General features: G+C 36.7%; 13 protein-coding genes and 3 tRNA genes. 2 read left to right on the top strand and 14 right to left on the bottom strand.

What is annotated here, in order from left to right:
* Positions 1 to 9: 9 nt before the first annotated feature.
* Complete coding sequence (locus ESZ47_RS07670) at positions 10 to 555, top strand: GNAT family N-acetyltransferase (protein WP_148606282.1); 546 nt, start codon at positions 10 to 12, stop codon at positions 553 to 555.
* Between the two features lie 57 nt (positions 556 to 612).
* Here ESZ47_RS07670 and ESZ47_RS07665 read toward each other — a convergent pair whose 3' ends face one another.
* From ESZ47_RS07665 to ESZ47_RS07645, 5 genes are all read right to left on the bottom strand, one after another.
* Positions 613 to 1,782 carry a DUF2075 domain-containing protein gene (locus ESZ47_RS07665; protein WP_148606280.1) on the bottom strand — a complete coding sequence of 390 codons (1,170 nt, stop codon included), beginning with the start codon at positions 1,780 to 1,782 and terminating at the stop codon, positions 613 to 615.
* Between the two features lie 119 nt (positions 1,783 to 1,901).
* Positions 1,902 to 2,474 carry a uracil-DNA glycosylase family protein gene (locus ESZ47_RS07660; protein ID WP_148606278.1) on the bottom strand — a complete coding sequence of 191 codons (573 nt, stop codon included), beginning with the start codon at positions 2,472 to 2,474 and terminating at the stop codon, positions 1,902 to 1,904.
* A 286-nt stretch (positions 2,475 to 2,760) separates the two neighbouring features.
* A complete protein-coding gene (locus ESZ47_RS07655; RefSeq protein ID WP_148606276.1) occupies positions 2,761 to 3,723 on the bottom strand; it encodes a cation:proton antiporter in 963 nt (320 codons plus the stop codon).
* A gap of 209 nt (positions 3,724 to 3,932) precedes the next feature.
* Positions 3,933 to 4,020 (bottom strand) — tRNA-Ser (locus tag ESZ47_RS07650).
* A 110-nt stretch (positions 4,021 to 4,130) separates the two neighbouring features.
* Positions 4,131 to 5,687, bottom strand: a complete 1,557-nt coding sequence (locus tag ESZ47_RS07645; RefSeq protein WP_148606274.1) for an ABC-F family ATP-binding cassette domain-containing protein — start codon at positions 5,685 to 5,687, stop codon at positions 4,131 to 4,133.
* A gap of 93 nt (positions 5,688 to 5,780) precedes the next feature.
* Between ESZ47_RS07645 and ESZ47_RS07640 the strand changes: the two genes are divergently transcribed.
* Positions 5,781 to 6,113 carry a VOC family protein gene (locus ESZ47_RS07640; RefSeq protein ID WP_148606272.1) on the top strand — a complete coding sequence of 111 codons (333 nt, stop codon included), beginning with the start codon at positions 5,781 to 5,783 and terminating at the stop codon, positions 6,111 to 6,113.
* A gap of 47 nt (positions 6,114 to 6,160) precedes the next feature.
* Here the strand turns inward: ESZ47_RS07640 and adhP are convergent, their stop codons facing one another.
* The 9 genes from adhP to ESZ47_RS07595 form a co-directional block, all read right to left on the bottom strand.
* Complete coding sequence (gene adhP / locus ESZ47_RS07635) at positions 6,161 to 7,213, bottom strand: alcohol dehydrogenase AdhP (protein WP_148606270.1); 1,053 nt, start codon at positions 7,211 to 7,213, stop codon at positions 6,161 to 6,163.
* 172 nt (positions 7,214 to 7,385) lie between these two features.
* On the bottom strand, positions 7,386 to 8,693 hold the full coding sequence (locus ESZ47_RS07630; protein WP_280114213.1) for an MFS transporter: 1,308 nt from the start codon (positions 8,691 to 8,693) through the stop codon (positions 7,386 to 7,388).
* A 106-nt stretch (positions 8,694 to 8,799) separates the two neighbouring features.
* On the bottom strand, positions 8,800 to 10,017 hold the full coding sequence (locus tag ESZ47_RS07625; protein WP_148606266.1) for a phosphoglycerate kinase: 1,218 nt from the start codon (positions 10,015 to 10,017) through the stop codon (positions 8,800 to 8,802).
* A gap of 85 nt (positions 10,018 to 10,102) precedes the next feature.
* The gene (locus tag ESZ47_RS07620; RefSeq protein WP_148606264.1) at positions 10,103 to 10,933 is read right to left on the bottom strand and encodes a glycosyltransferase; all 831 of its coding nucleotides are present in this window, start codon (positions 10,931 to 10,933) and stop codon (positions 10,103 to 10,105) included.
* Positions 10,930 to 12,381, bottom strand: coding sequence for a glycosyltransferase (locus ESZ47_RS07615; protein ID WP_148606262.1), 1,452 nt, complete (start codon positions 12,379 to 12,381; stop codon positions 10,930 to 10,932). Before ESZ47_RS07615 ends, ESZ47_RS07620 begins: the two co-directional genes overlap by 4 nt.
* A gap of 77 nt (positions 12,382 to 12,458) precedes the next feature.
* Positions 12,459 to 12,530, bottom strand: a tRNA-Gln gene (locus ESZ47_RS07610).
* Between the two features lie 37 nt (positions 12,531 to 12,567).
* A tRNA-Tyr gene (locus ESZ47_RS07605) sits at positions 12,568 to 12,650 on the bottom strand.
* 67 nt (positions 12,651 to 12,717) lie between these two features.
* A complete protein-coding gene (locus tag ESZ47_RS07600) occupies positions 12,718 to 13,599 on the bottom strand; it encodes a sulfite exporter TauE/SafE family protein (protein ID WP_148606261.1) in 882 nt (293 codons plus the stop codon).
* A gap of 89 nt (positions 13,600 to 13,688) precedes the next feature.
* Positions 13,689 to 15,581, bottom strand: coding sequence for a M13-type metalloendopeptidase (locus ESZ47_RS07595; protein WP_148606259.1), 1,893 nt, complete (start codon positions 15,579 to 15,581; stop codon positions 13,689 to 13,691).
* Between the last annotated feature and the right edge of the window lie 60 nt (positions 15,582 to 15,641).

Raw genomic sequence — 15,641 nt, 5'->3', positions numbered from 1 at the left:
GATGAAAATATGTTTATAGGCGAAAAAGTTAAGTTATCACATTATCATGAAGGAGATGGTCAAAAATTAGCTAATTGGCAATGGGATGATGAATTTGTCAACCCGCTATCAGATGATATGATTCATCCTTATACTGCTGAAGATTGGGAAAATATTTTCAGACGTTCATCCAATAGTAATGAAAATGTTGAGTTCACTGTCAGAAAAACCTCAGATAATGCACTTATCGGTTTTGTTGCGCTATTCGACCTCAGTATCCGTAATCATAATTGTGAGCTAGCAATAGGATTCCCCAAAAAAGAAGACCGTTCTCAAGGCTATGGTTCAGAGGCAATACAACTCATATTGGATTACGGATTTAATAATCTCAATATGCATAAAATCAAACTCAGTGTTTATTCATTTAATACGATAGCAATCAAGTCGTATCAAAAAAACGGCTTCGTTAAAGAAGGAACACTAAAGAATGAAGTCTTTTACAATGGACAGTGGGTTGACATTGACCATTATGCTCTTTTTCAAAAAGATTGGTATAACAGCCACTCTGAACATTAATGTAATTTAAAACACCTGGACATTTAAAATGTCCAGGTGTTTTTTAATTTATTTGGTTTACTTTTTATTTTGGTATAAATCAACTAGACGTTCACGTAATGCATCATCATAAGCTGTTAGGTACATACCATACTTACCACGCTTAATTAATACATTCAAAACGTTAGCAATGAAATCCTTATACTCCTTAGTAGAAAACTTAATGTCCTTACGTTTTTTAAAAATCTCTTTGTGTGAGTATTTTTCAGGAATAATTGTCATACTGTCCGTTTTTGGATCGTAACCAAACGATGGTCCAATAATCATCCCCACATAATTCAAATCAAAACCCTGTAATGTGTAAATCGTTCCAACTTGTGTAATTGATGATTCTCGCTTAGCCCAATGTGTTCGTTGTGGGTCCCATTCATCCCAAGGTAAAGAAAAAGTATCCATTTCGACGTTGTGTCTACCATCAATGCGTGGAAATCCTGATGTTGCAACCACTCGACTTAAACCTACTTCATGATTCTTCTTTTTAATGGCCTCATAAAGACTTCCTGCAGTCGAAAATACTTTAAAATCAAACTTGCTGTTGTTTGGAAATGGTGTCAATACTTTTTCTGACGTGAAGTTATCCATCCAATCAACCTGTTCAGGGCTTGCTACCATTCGATACTGAAAATCCATATCAAACTGTTTATAAGGATGGTCGGAAATTGTTTGACGCAATAATTTTTTAGACCAATACATCTTAGATTGAAATACTTGCGCAAAATCATACACAACCACTACAACTTTAGCTAAGTTCATAAGATCCGTAAGTTGATTTTCACCACGATAATGAGCATACGGTTCTGATTTTGAATATAATAAATGTGCCTCATCTACAAAGATGACATCATATTTCCAATGATTTTTTTGTGCACGATTGATTAAAGCCGTTGGACGTAAAATACTCTTTTCTTTAATACCAGGAATATCTCTTGCCAAATCTTGGTAAGCTTTAAAAAGTTCAGGGTGATTGACGACTAGCGCTGTCTTATAGCGACTATCAGTCATATATTTGGTGACTAAGTTCATCAAAACCACTGATTTACCAGTTCCAGCAGCACCTTGAATAACCGCTACAGCATGCTTGTTACCAGAAATACCCTCATTAATATATTGATTTATATCTATAATGGCTTGTTTTTGATGTTCAGATAGCTGATCAATCATAAATTGATCCTTTAAAATTGCATTCATTGTTAATTCTCCTATGAATTTTATTATACATAAATTCAAGCCGTAATTGACACAATGACAATAACAAAAAAGCCATTATTAAAATAACGATTCAGTAAGCACTTCTAACCCCACCGTGACTAGTTTTTAAGGATTTGAGTAACCATTTTTCGCAACGCTGGTACAACATCATGTTCAAACCATGAATTTTTCTTTAACCAAATATTATTTCTTGGGGATGGATGAACAATTGGAAAATATTGCGGTAAATAATCCTGATAATCATATATGACGTCAGTAATTTTAACTGGACTTGGTAAATCCAGATAGTATTTTTGTGCATAAGATCCAACTAAAATAGTTAACTGCTTGTTAGGCATCTGTTGCAGTAATTTAGGGTGCCATTTCATAGCCACGTTTTTTCTAGGCGGTATATCACCTGATTTTCCCTTTCCAGGATAGTAAAAGTCCATCGGAATAACACCAAAATCACCAGAATTATAGAACTGTTCACGACTAACATCTAACCATTGACGCAATCGGTCCCCAGAGGCATCATTCCACATAATACCAGTATTTTGAACACGCAATCCTGGTGCTTGACCAATGATTACAATTTTTGCTGTTTTGGGTGCTGTGAATATTGGTTTCCAGCCTTTTTTCGTATACTCGATATTTATAGGATCACTGATCATGTCATCTAGTATTGTCAATTTTAACCCTCCTCTTCAAGAAATGCTCTATTTAAACTTTTTAGTAATTCTGACACAGCGCATATGTTTACGGATAGCGCGTCCTTCATCCTTAAGTATATCATTATTTCATAATGGATCTTTGCAGCCTATAATCAGTATTTAGATTCGCAGTCTGTTTATTGGATAAATATATATATACATTATGTATATTTTGGACCGCCGTATTTTTTCTTTTTCTGATTTTCTACTAGCAAATCTAACGATTATATTCTAGTTTTTGCTACTCAGCTAGATGACAAGAAAGTCAAACTTTAGCGAACAATGGTTTCATCATAATGGGTGCTACTATAGTTGAAATAATGACTGTAACAACGAACTCCGCCGATGTGATATCGTTAATCAGATTTGCGGAAATACCAATTTGAACAATAACAAGTGCCATTTCCCCCCTAGAAATCATGCCCGCACCAATGGCATTGGCAATTTCCCTACTCAAACCAGAAAGTCTGGCACCGAATAAAGAACCACTAAATTTTGTAAGTATTGCCAATATACTGAAAATAATAATCGGCATTACTTTACCGTCTAATTTTTGTATATCGATTCCCAACCCAATAGATCCAAAGAACACAGGATAAAAGAATAAATTTCCTACTCTTGTAGTCACTGCAACTACATTATCCGAGAAATTAAATTTTTTAAGAAGCATTCCAATAATAAAACCCATCAATGGTAACAAACTACTGATTCCCAATGTTCCGCCACCTACAAAAACCGAAAAAATCGTTACGGCTAATAATGCTATAATATCGTCTAGTATCGCAGCAGAAACTATAATGGTGCCCATTGCTGTAGCCAACTTTTTTTGTTCGGCTAAAACCGCCAATGTAATTGAGATAGACGTAGCCGAAAATACAATTCCAGCAAACAAAGAAACTACACTAGAGTAGCTGAGTAGAAAAAAAACTACTGGAAAAGTAATCATTGGTACTATAACACCCATAATCGCAATCAAAGATGAAGACTTTACGTATTTTTTCATTTCTTTAAGATTCGATTCTAAACCAGAATTAAGCATGAGCAAAAAAACACCTGTCTCAGCAATCCAATGCATAGTAGACGTAGGTTGAACCAAATTCAGTAGACTTGCACCTAAAAAAACACCAGCCAATAATTGCCCAACAACCTCAGATAAACCAAAGTGAATACCTATCTTACCCAAAATCTTTGTACTAATAATTAATAATATAATTAATAAATAACTCATTATTTCTCCTTTTAATGCATAAAAAAACTTCAAAAACAGCTAGTTCCCCGACTAACTACTCTTGAAGCTTACACTCAACCGTTTCAATATTTAACTGATTTAATTCTATCATACTTAGATTTAGAACAGCAATTATCAGTATTATTTTCTAATAAAAAAAACGTTACATTAAGGTTTTGAAACCTTATGCAACGCCATGAAATGCTAAATGGAGAAGAAGGGATTCGAACCCTCGCACGCTTTAACACGTCTACACCCTTAGCAAGGGCGCCTCTTCAGCCGCTTGAGTACTTCTCCATAACAATAACTAATATACCAGAATTTCGTCCGAATAGCAATACCCAAAATTCCGACAAACCCGTATACAAACTGGTTAATTGTCATACTAATTACTGTATCTAACGATACTATTCTGCCTCTTCTTTATAACTCAAAGCGGCAACGTTTAACTCTTTATCTCCTAAGCCCTTTGTGAAGCTAGTTTCGTGTGAAACGATAATAACATTTCCTGGAAATTTATCAATCGCTGCACGTAACGCATTTTTGGTACCTTCATCAAGATGATTTGTTGGCTCATCTAAAATTAAGAAATTACTTGGTTTCATTTCCATAATAGCCAATTTAACTTTAGTTTGTTCACCACCAGATAGTTGCTTCAATGGTTTTTGTGCATTTTCAGCGTTAATACCAGCGGCAGCTAAACGTGTACGTAAAGCTTTCGGCTCTAATTTAGGAAAACGATCCTGCATTTCTTGCAATGGTGTTTTTTGATCATTATCCCATTCTAAATCCTGATCAAAATAATTCACAACTGCGGAAGGTGAAAACTCTGCATCACCACCAAGTGCTGGAATAACACCCAAAATCGATTTGATTAACGTTGATTTACCGGCACCATTGAACCCCTTAAAAACAACTTTTTGACCTGAAGTCATCGAAAAAGTTACTGGCTCCAATACGGGCGTTACATAACCAACTGATAATTCGTTTACTGTTAATGCATTTGCAGACTGAGAGTTGACATAAGGAAAATTGAATTTAGCTTGTAGCACCTCTGAAGGTGGGTCAACACGGTCCATTCTAGCCAGCATTTTTTCTCGTGACTTAGCTTGTTTAGATGTTGAAGCACGCGCCTTGTTTTTAGCAATAAATTTCTGCGCTTTCTCAATCTCACCCTGTTGTTTCTCATACTGGCGCAATTGCTGTTCTGCACGTTCATCCTTTTGACGCATAGCCTTCTTAAACGATCCACGGAACTTAGTTATTTTCCCGAATGATAAATCAATAATAGCATTCGTTACTTTATCTAAAAAGTCAAAATCGTGCGAGATAATCATTGCTGAACCTTCAAAAGACTGCAAAAAGTCTTCCAACCATTCAATATGTGCCACATCAAGATAGTTTGTTGGTTCATCTAAAATGATCACATCATCATTTTCTAGCAATAATTTAGCTAAAATTACTTTTGCACGTTGTCCGCCAGACATTGATTCTAATTCTCTAGTGCGTCCGATGGCTTCCAAACCAAGTCCAGAAATCACACGTTCAATTTTAGTATCCACATCATAAAAGCCAGCGGCGTCAAGTTCTTCTTGCATACGACCAGCACGTTCTAACAATTTGTCAGATAGACTCTCTGCATATTCATTGTATAGTTCTGTAATACGATCTTGCTTATCATACAAATCTTGATAAGCAGTATGCAAAAAATCGACCAGTGTCATTCCTTCAGGAATTTCTGCATACTGATCTAAATAACCCACTTTTAAGCCTTTTTGCCATTCAATTTTACCAGAAAGAGGGAGTTCCTGTCCTGTAATGATTTTGATAAGCGTTGACTTACCAGCACCATTTTGGCCAACAATTCCCATGTGTTCTCCAGCTTGTAGTTCAAATGCTGCATCTTCATATAAAGTTTTTTCTGCGTAGGCCATTGAAAGGCCTGAAATTTCTAATAATGCCATAACAATAAGTTTACCATACTTTAGCTGATTAAATTAGACATATATCAACAACTTTGTTGAAAAAATATAAAAATCAGCTATACTATAATTATTATGAAACCACGTAAACTGAACATTAAAACAATTCCTGCTACTGATACTAACCGAGCTTATCGCTTTTGGCGCGATGTTTTTGATTTACCACAATCCGGCCACCAAAGTGGTCGTCATCTGGTTATAGATGGTGAGGATATTATTTTTGTTTCCGGTGAACCTACAGATAAACTCGAAATGCTGGTTCGTGACCATCAAACGGAACTACGAAAACATTTGCGCAATAACTTTGTGCCCATCATTGGTGAACCAGAAGAACGATTCAGCAATAAAATTGCCTTTTCAATACATGATTCCGAAGGAAACACAATTGTATTAGAAGCTAATCTATAAATAAAAAAACCTAAACAACCGTTGACGGTTGTTTAGGTTTTTTATTATTAAAGTGTTGTAAAATCGATAACCTTACGACCAGTAATTGAACCAGCCTTCATTTCATCAATGATATCATTCATGTCTTGGAAAGCAACAGTTTCAACAATTGGCTTAACTTTTCCTTCAGCACCAAATTGGAATGCCTCTTTCAAATCTGCTCGTGTACCAACTAAAGATCCACGAACTTCGATACCATCAAGAACTGTTTTAGCAATATTCAAAGCCATGTCCCCTTGTGGCAAAGCAACAGCGACAAGTTTACCCATAGGACGCAATACATTAACAGCTTGTGAGAACGCTGCATCATTAACAGCAGTCACTTGAGCGTTGTGTACGCCACCAGTTAATTCATTAACCTTAGCAACAACATCTTCCTTCTTACGGTTAACAAGTACTTCGGCGCCATTAGCCTTCGCAGCTGCTAGCTTATCATCATTACCATCAATAACAGCAACATGTGCACCAAATACGCTGTGTGCATATTGAACGGCCAAATTACCTAAACCACCAGCACCATGAACAGACACCCACTCACCAGGCTTAGTTTCACCAACTTTTAATGCTTTATACATTGTGACACCAGCACAAGTAATAGATGTAGCCTCAACAGGATCCAAACCTTCGGGAACCTTGACAGCATATTTAGCATTTACAACAGCTTGTTGTGACATCGCACCATCAATTGTATAACCTGAGTTACGAACTTTACGGCAGAATGTTTCATTTCCTGATACGCAGTAATCACAAACGCCACAGGCATCGTAAAACCAAGCAATTGAAACACGGTCACCGACTTCAAGATAGGCATCAGCACCTTCACCTAATTTAGCAACACGTCCGACACCCTCGTGTCCGATAACACGTCTGAAATTGCCATTACGTTCACCAATTTTATTAGGATCACCAAAATCACCATTTGCACAGTGTAAATCAGTATGGCAAAGACCAACATATTCAATATCAACCAATGCATCCCCAAATGATAACGCACGTGGTTGCCAATCATCAACTAAATCGACATAACCATCATTTACGTTACGAACAACTGCTGCTTTCATTTTTTAACCTCTTTCTTGTATGTGAACTTATTTACAATTAATTTTAACCCTTATTACTGTATTTGTAAAGTATAATTTAAGCTCGACCAAACCTTGTTCGTGAGCCGATTCACATAAACAAACTAAAAAAGAGCATTTATGAATAAATGCTCTTTTAAAATTTATTAAAATATTAATTACGTCCTAGTTTTTTAAAACCAGGGATTGTCAACATGAATATTAGACTAACCATATACATTAGAGATAGGCTTAACATCACAGTCGCAACACTATAGTTATCCATAATCCAGCCAATCACGACCGATGAAAATGCACCAATTGCACGTCCTGAACCCATCAATGTATTAGCTGCTGTAGCTCTAATTTCTGAAGGATATAATCGACTAATTACTGCGCCGAATCCACCATACATGCCATTAGAGAAAAATCCAACTAATGCGCCTAAAATGGTTAACGTCCACATGTTATACGCAAATGTAAATACATAAATCATCAGTGCTGAAGCAACTAAGAATATAGCAAATGCCCTGCGAGGTCCGATGTGATCCAAAACTGTCCCAAACGTAAACATTCCTATCGCCATACCTAGAATAATTGGTATCATGCCAAGATTAACATATCCAGCTGTAATAGTTTCTGTTATACCTAGTTGCTTACGCATAATGGTTGGTAGCCAATTCATCAAGCCATAATAACCAGCTGTTTGTATCGTCAACATGATAATCAACACAAAGGATGTGTAAGCACGCTTAGGTGTGTTAGCAATCGTTGCAAAGTTAAATTTCTTTTTACCAGTCTTGTACTCAGATTGTAACTGTTCAAACTCAGGTGTTTCCTTTAGATGACGACGAACAATGTACACAACGATTAGTGGCAAAAATCCTAGCATAAACAAACCGCGCCAACCAAATGACGGCATAATTAATGTTGCCAAAATTGCAGCAAGTATAGCACCAACCTGTCCACCAATTGCTGTAATAGAACTCATTCGACCTACCCGACTAGCTCTAAAACTCTCGGCAATTAATGCCATACTTACACCATACTCACCACCAGTTCCCATTCCTAACAAGAAGCGAGCTGCATAAATTGTATGTGTATTGTCCAAAAATGCCAAAATAACTGTTGCAAAAGTTACCAACATAATTGTATAAGATAAAACCTTAACACGACCAATACGATCCGCTAAAATACCAAACAAAAGGCTTCCTAATAGCGCCCCCCAGTTCGACATAGCTGCGATAATACCACCTTGTGCGCCAGTAATATGTAGTTCAGCAATCATAGGAGCCAATGCAAATGATAAAAAAGTTGCATCCATATGATCTAAGGTAAAGCCCAGAGTTGTTGAACCAAGAACAACTTTTTGCTCGCTGGTCATCTTCTCTATAGATACTGGTTCCTGTTGTGCTACGTTTTCGGACTGACTAACTGTCATATAATATTTCCTCCAAAATGTCTGCTCACTGGCAAACGTTATTTTGTCCGTTAATTATTAAACCATATATACGATGAATAATCAATTAAACGTTTAACAATTATTTAAATTAGTGCACAAAAAAAGCGCTTTCGCGCTACTTTTAAAATTACTTTTCGGAAATTGAAGCAATACCAGGTAATTCCTTACCTTCAAGGTATTCAAGTGAAGCACCACCACCCGTTGAGATGTGTGTTAACTTGTCAGCGACTCCCAATTGTTGTACCGCAGCAGTTGAATCACCACCACCAACGATTGTTGTACCACCGTTTTCAGTAACCTTAACCAATTCTTCACCAATTGCCAAAGTTCCCTTAGCAAAGTTAGGCATTTCGAACACACCCATAGGTCCGTTCCAAACAACTGTCTTTGCGTCAGACAATGTGTCTTGCAACAACTTAACAGACTTAGGACCAATATCTAGACCCATGTAGCCGTCAGGAATACCAGCTTCGGCATCAACAACTTCAGTCTTTGCATCATTTGAAAATGCGTCAGCAGCAATTGAATCGATTGGCAAAACCAACTTATCGCCAGCTTCTGTCATCAATTCCTTAGCTAATTCAACTTTATCAGCCTCAAACAATGAATTACCAATCTTGTTACCCTTAGCAGCGTCGAATGTATAGGCCATTCCACCACCAACAATAACCTTATCAGCTTTATTCAACAATGACTTTACGATTTCAATTTTATCAGAAACCTTTGCACCACCGATAATAGCAACGAAAGGACGAACTGGATTAGCAACAGCATCACCCAAGAACTTGATTTCTTTTTCCATCAAGAAGCCAGCAGCTGCTTGTGAAACATTTGAAGCAATGCCTACGTTTGAAGCGTGGGCACGGTGAGCTGTACCAAAGGCATCGTTGATGAACAAATCATCGCCTAATGATGCCCAATACTTACCCAACTCAGGATTGTTCTTTGATTCGTTCTTAACTACTTCACCATCAACAACGTCTTCAAAACGTGTGTTTTCAACCATCAAAACTTCACCATCTTGCAAAGCGTTGATTGCTGATTCTAATTCTTCACCGCGAGTTTGTGGCACGAACTTAACGTCCTTACCCAATAATTCACCTAAGCGTGCGGCAACTGGTGCTAATGACAATTCTTTCTTATCGTCTTCAGACTTAATACGTCCCAAATGAGAGAACAAAATTGCACGACCATTGTTTTCCAAAACATACTTGATTGTTGGCAAAGCTGCCACAATACGGTTATCGTTTCCAATAACGCCTGCCTTGATAGGCACGTTGAAGTCAACGCGCATCAATACTTTCTTACCTGAAAGTTCCAAATCTGAAACAGTCAATTTAGCCATGATAGCCTCCAAATTTTTATAGTTACAAGTCTATTATAAAACAAAATTTTGTCTTTGTGTTGTTCGCGTGTGAGAAACTGCACGATTAATTCAACCGATGTACTTTTTTAACAGGCAACCCTGATAACCGTAATAATCTATAATTTTTTTTATCAACTAACACACTCGAAACATTATGTGTGTCATCTTTTAAAATTTTTTCTAGGTTAGGCAAAATACGCCCCTGCTCATCAACTATATCATCTATTATTGTTAGTGTTGTATGCTTTGCTGATAAATTCGGAACACGTTGTAACTGTGTTATACGATAATCATTTTCAGGATATTGTGCCAAAGTATGCAGGATATAATTTTCAGCACTAGCATACTTTTGTTGCTGAGCATATACAAAATTACGCTGTCCTTCAAAATAATAATCTTCAACCATTACATTATTTTGACCAAAGTAAAAATTAGTATTCAACAGTTGCCCTTCACTAAAATATTGTTTAGCAAACAGCTTCCCATTACGTAAATAAATATCTTTATAATCTATTTCCCCATCAATATCTTGCCAAACAACTGCTTGAACAATTCGTTTTGAATGACCAAACCACCTGACCTTTGCCAGTACTTGACCCTGACTAATAACATACTTGCTCCAATCAGGATAAACGACTAGTTGCGCATCATTAGGTACTGACAAATCGCCCCACCAAATACCAGTTGTTTCATCTATATCCGTTAAATAAGACTGTGCATAGATATCAAATACTTTCGTAGGATCAAGACCAAGATTTTTAACCAAATACACTGCATCTTCATGTGGCGTAGCTAACCATAATTCGTCGCTATTTCCGGACTTCACCTGTTCAATTTGCCATGCAGGCCCTTTTTGATTAACATCTGTGAGTGCGTTTATAATCTCAATTTTCACTCTAGCACCTCAATTAATTTTGCCCATTGATCAGCAATATAAGCTGACTGATATTTTTGCGCCTGTTGATAAGCACCCTTCGATAAATAATCATAGTGTTTGTCGGTAAAAATTTGTTTCATAGCATTTGCAAGATGAATAACATTTTGAGATTCTTGCAATAAATTTCCATCAAAAGATGCTAGATATCCATTGAATCCGTCAATCACCAACTCTTTTGCGCCATACAAGTTAGCATAAGTAGCTATCGGCAAAGAATTCTCAATGGCTTCAATGTAAGTTAAGCCAAATCCTTCCGAATATGAAGCTGATACGAAAGCGTCATATTTTTGAAATTCATGCACTACATTTTGACTCAATCCTTTTAACTGCACCCTATCTTGCAGCGCTAATGTATCTATCAACTCTCGAATACGCGATTCTTCATTACCAGAACCATATATGGCTAATGTAGCATCTAATCCGTCCTCACAAATTTGTTTAATTGCCTGAATGATTTGTAGAATATTCTTCTCAGAGTGAAGACGAGAAGCCGTAACAAAATTTGCTTGGCCTCCTTGCCAATGTTTTGGTTGTTGCAAATTATTTACGCCACCAACAGGTATTGCCAAAACTTTATCCGCAACAACTCTGCCTAGTTGAGATAGTTGTTTTATTATGGCTTCTGCTTGTAGTTTAGTTGATGTTACTACAAAATCTATCGTATCCAAATGATTAAACATATACTGATAATAATTGTTCCATAATGGATGACCATTTTGATAGGTTACCAAATGCTCTGCATGAACAATATCAATAATTTTTAGCGACAATCCTAATTGTTTCAACTTTACAAGTGATTCCTCAGATTCTGTACCACGATCTAAAAAATACACATTTTGTTGAAATATGTTTTGCATCTCTATGAAAAAAAAATCAATCAGCGCTTCCTTAGTCGGAAATACATAGTTCTTACCACGAAAATTATTAACATGAATGTTAGTAGCTACCTTATCACGTGCATCAGAAGTACGATAATGCCACATTATTTCATGCAATCCATTTTTTAAAAGAATACGATCATCACTAACAAGATAGACTTTTTTCGTTTCAGAGTATTTTTTCGAACGTAAAATAGTTTCAGTATATTCTCCTGTTGTTTGGTGCCGAATTAAACGCTGTGTATTGGTTAAATCCCATAGCGAGTCAGTTGTATAATCATTGGTCTGCTTTAAACCACTATGAGCATATTCATCGGGATTATCACTCAGAAAAAAGTCGTACAGCCCGATTACTTCACGTTCTGGCAACGACCACAACCCCATGTGTTTATGCAATTGAGGTAATAAATCTGTAAAAATAAACTTAAATGGTATTTTTTTTTCACGAAAACACTGCGCGCGATAAAATTGTGCATGCTCAACCCCACTGTTACTATACCCAATTGCTTTATTCACAAAAAAGTTCATAGCCATCGCCTCATATTTATGGATTATGAATAATTATATACAAAAAAGAGGAACTTTTCCAAGTTCCTCTAATAAAATTGCCCCTGCTGGATTCGAACCAGCGCATGTCGGTACCAAAAACCGATGCCTTACCACTTGGCGAAGGGGCAATAGCTAATTTCTTTTGCCGTTAGCTAAAATCGGCAATGGGAGCGGTAGGATTCGAACCTACGAACCCGAAGGAACGGAGTTACAGTCCGTCGCGTTTAGCCAGACTTCGCTACACTCCCATATCTCAAACAACTATATTATAATACCAGAAAATCGAATAGTTGACAATACCTTTTCGTGATTTTTTCAAACATTTTTTTTAATTGAGTCACGCACTAATCCAAATACTGTCCATAAAGCAACCACAACGATTAATTTATTCAATAAATCAACATCCATACTGGTAAAAAATTTAGCTGCAACGATAACGCCTAGGACTCCACCAACAGCGACACCAGCAAAACCACGCCATGAGACACGATTCATTTTGATAACGTTTAAGGCTGTTGTAGGCATAATTAAAGCCGCATCCAACATCATTACAGGAAATGCGACTGCTGGATTGACACCCATCAAAGAAAAAAATATTAGCTCTGGGGCATAATTACCTAATCCCATTGTCATTAGTACACCTATACCAAAGTTAAATAATATACCAAAAAAAAGCCACCACCCATGTAATCCATGAACACTCATTGAATTATTGCTTCCGGGTGTTGTAATCATACGAATAACCATGATAATAACTGCAATCAGCAAAGCACCAGCCATTACACGTTGAACAGTAGGCGCATGCCAATTTTTAGTCACATGTGTACCGATGTAAGCTCCTATCACGGCAGCTGTCGTCATTGGTATAAGTGTTGTTAAATCGACTTTAACAGCGGTAATAAAAAACAACGCTTGAAACATGACCGGTATAGCATGAACCGCATTTAAGGTTCCCGGCAACTTTCGATCATCATCAACATAACCAGTTAAGCGAAAAGCAGCCGTGGTGGTTGCAAATGATCCTATGCCAAGTGTGTCTCCGAAATCTGTTACAAATCCAATCAACATACCTAATCCAAATCGTTTAAAAATTGGTAAACGTTGCAATAAATATACTTTACTAATGGCTATCAACATGACTAGCATAACAATAATAAGTAATATTTGTATGCCATATAATATAAATTTTTCAGACAATATCGCTCTCTCATTCCAAAATTAATCTTTATTATTGTATCAAAAAAAACGCCATATTTGCGCTTTTTTTGTTTTAAGAAGTATATTATTCACCAAATTTGCACACGAGATTCAGGAGCTAACCACATGCCATCACCATTAGTAACATGAAAAGCATCAAAGAATGCATTAAAATTCTTCACCTGCACGTTAACACGTAGTTTAGCAGGTCCATGAGGATCAGACGCTGCTAATAGCTTCATGTATTCCGGTCGAGCCTTCATACGCCAAATTGTGGCCCAACTGACGAAAAATTGATCTGCTGAAAAATCTTCCTCATTTTTTGCTGCTTGCAACGCAGCGGCCAAACCACCTAAGTCAGCAACATTCTCCGAAACAGTTAAATGCCCATTGACTTTAGCGCCATAAGAATCTATACCATCGAACTGTTCAACAATTTTATCAGTTCGTACTTTAAACGCAGCATAATCCTCTTTCGTCCACCAATCATTTAAACTACCATACTCATCAAACGATGCACCATTTGTATCAAATGCATGAGAAATCTCATGTGCAATGACAGCTCCGATACCACCGTAATTGGCTGAAGAAGACTGATCTAAGCTGTAAAATGGTTTTTGTAAAATAGCTGCTGGAAAAACAATTTGATTCTGCTGTGGATCATAATATGCATTTACTAGGTGAGCAGGCATGTGCCATTCACTGCGATCCACTGATTGATGCCATTGATTCCAAGCATGGGTAATTTCTATTTTTCGAAATTTCACAGCTGCTTCAAATAATGTATCATGATCTGAAACTATTTTTTGGTATATACGCTCTGGTAACTTTTCAGGATAACCAATATGAGGTACAATCGTGTTTAATTTTGTAATCGCTTTGTTACGAGTTCCTTCTTTTAGCCACGATACAGACTTTAGTCGATCCTTATAAACTGCAATCATTGAAGCAACTTTTTTCTCCACATCTGCCTTGGCTTCCGGAGAAAATTTTTTCGATGCATAATGTAACCCAATTGCTTGATTGTATGGAGCTGTGGCTAAATATAACGCAGATTTTTCTTGACTCATAGCCTCAGGGAGTCCAGTTAAGGCTCTTTGGTATATACCACCTGAAATACGAATTTCATCAGACAAATAAGCTGTGAATTGGTTGGTAATCTTCACTAAAAGATAAGCCTTTAATAGTGGCCAAGCTTCTTCTGAGTAGAATTGATTAGCATTTTTCCAAAAACGCTCTTCAGGAACGACAACCATGTCGGGCAATTGACCAATTAATGATGAAAGAATGTCGTTCAATGGTAGTTCAGGTGCTAATTGTACAAATTCAGACCATTTATATGGATGGTATAATTTTGCATACTCGTGTCCTTCTTCCTGACTCAAAACCACTTGAGCTACTCGCGCATCAAATAAAAGATATTTATCAATTAAATCTGTTGTCTCAGATTCTGAAAATCCAAACTTGGGTAACAAAGTCTCTTGTTCTTCACGAAACTTGGCTAATAGCTCTGCTTTTTGTGGATGATCTTTCGTGTAATAAGTTGTATCTGGTAACAAGATATCCAATCCGCCAGCCCACAAAACATTTGTGCGGGCATCTTTAAAATCAGGTTCTACGCCAAATGGAAAAGCATTGGTGAAACCTTCATCTTCTAATTCTGAAATTTGTGAAGCAAAATCAGAAAAAGATGTAAATGATTGATATTTTTTGATAATGGGCAACACTGGTGTTACGCCAATCTGATTACGTGCTTGAAAATCAGATGCTAAACGATGATATTTAATAAAGTTATTCAAAACTTTATCGTTTGGTAAACTTCGGCCTTCTTGCCATTTCGCTGTTGTGTCTAATAGCCACTCCTCAATATCATCTGATAAATCGCTAAAACCGCCTGTACGAGGTTTATCTGCTGGGATAATCGCTTTTTTCTCCCAATCACCATTCACTGCTTCAAAAAAATCATCTTGAATTCGAACCATTTAATCACGCTTTCTTAATTAATTCTCGTTATTTATTAATAAACATTATATACTAATTTT

Origin of the sequence: Leuconostoc litchii (genome assembly GCF_008107645.1) — a bacterium.
GTDB classification, from domain to species: Bacteria; Bacillota; Bacilli; order Lactobacillales; family Lactobacillaceae; genus Leuconostoc; species Leuconostoc litchii.
This window is presented reverse-complemented; position numbering and strand designations above follow the sequence as displayed.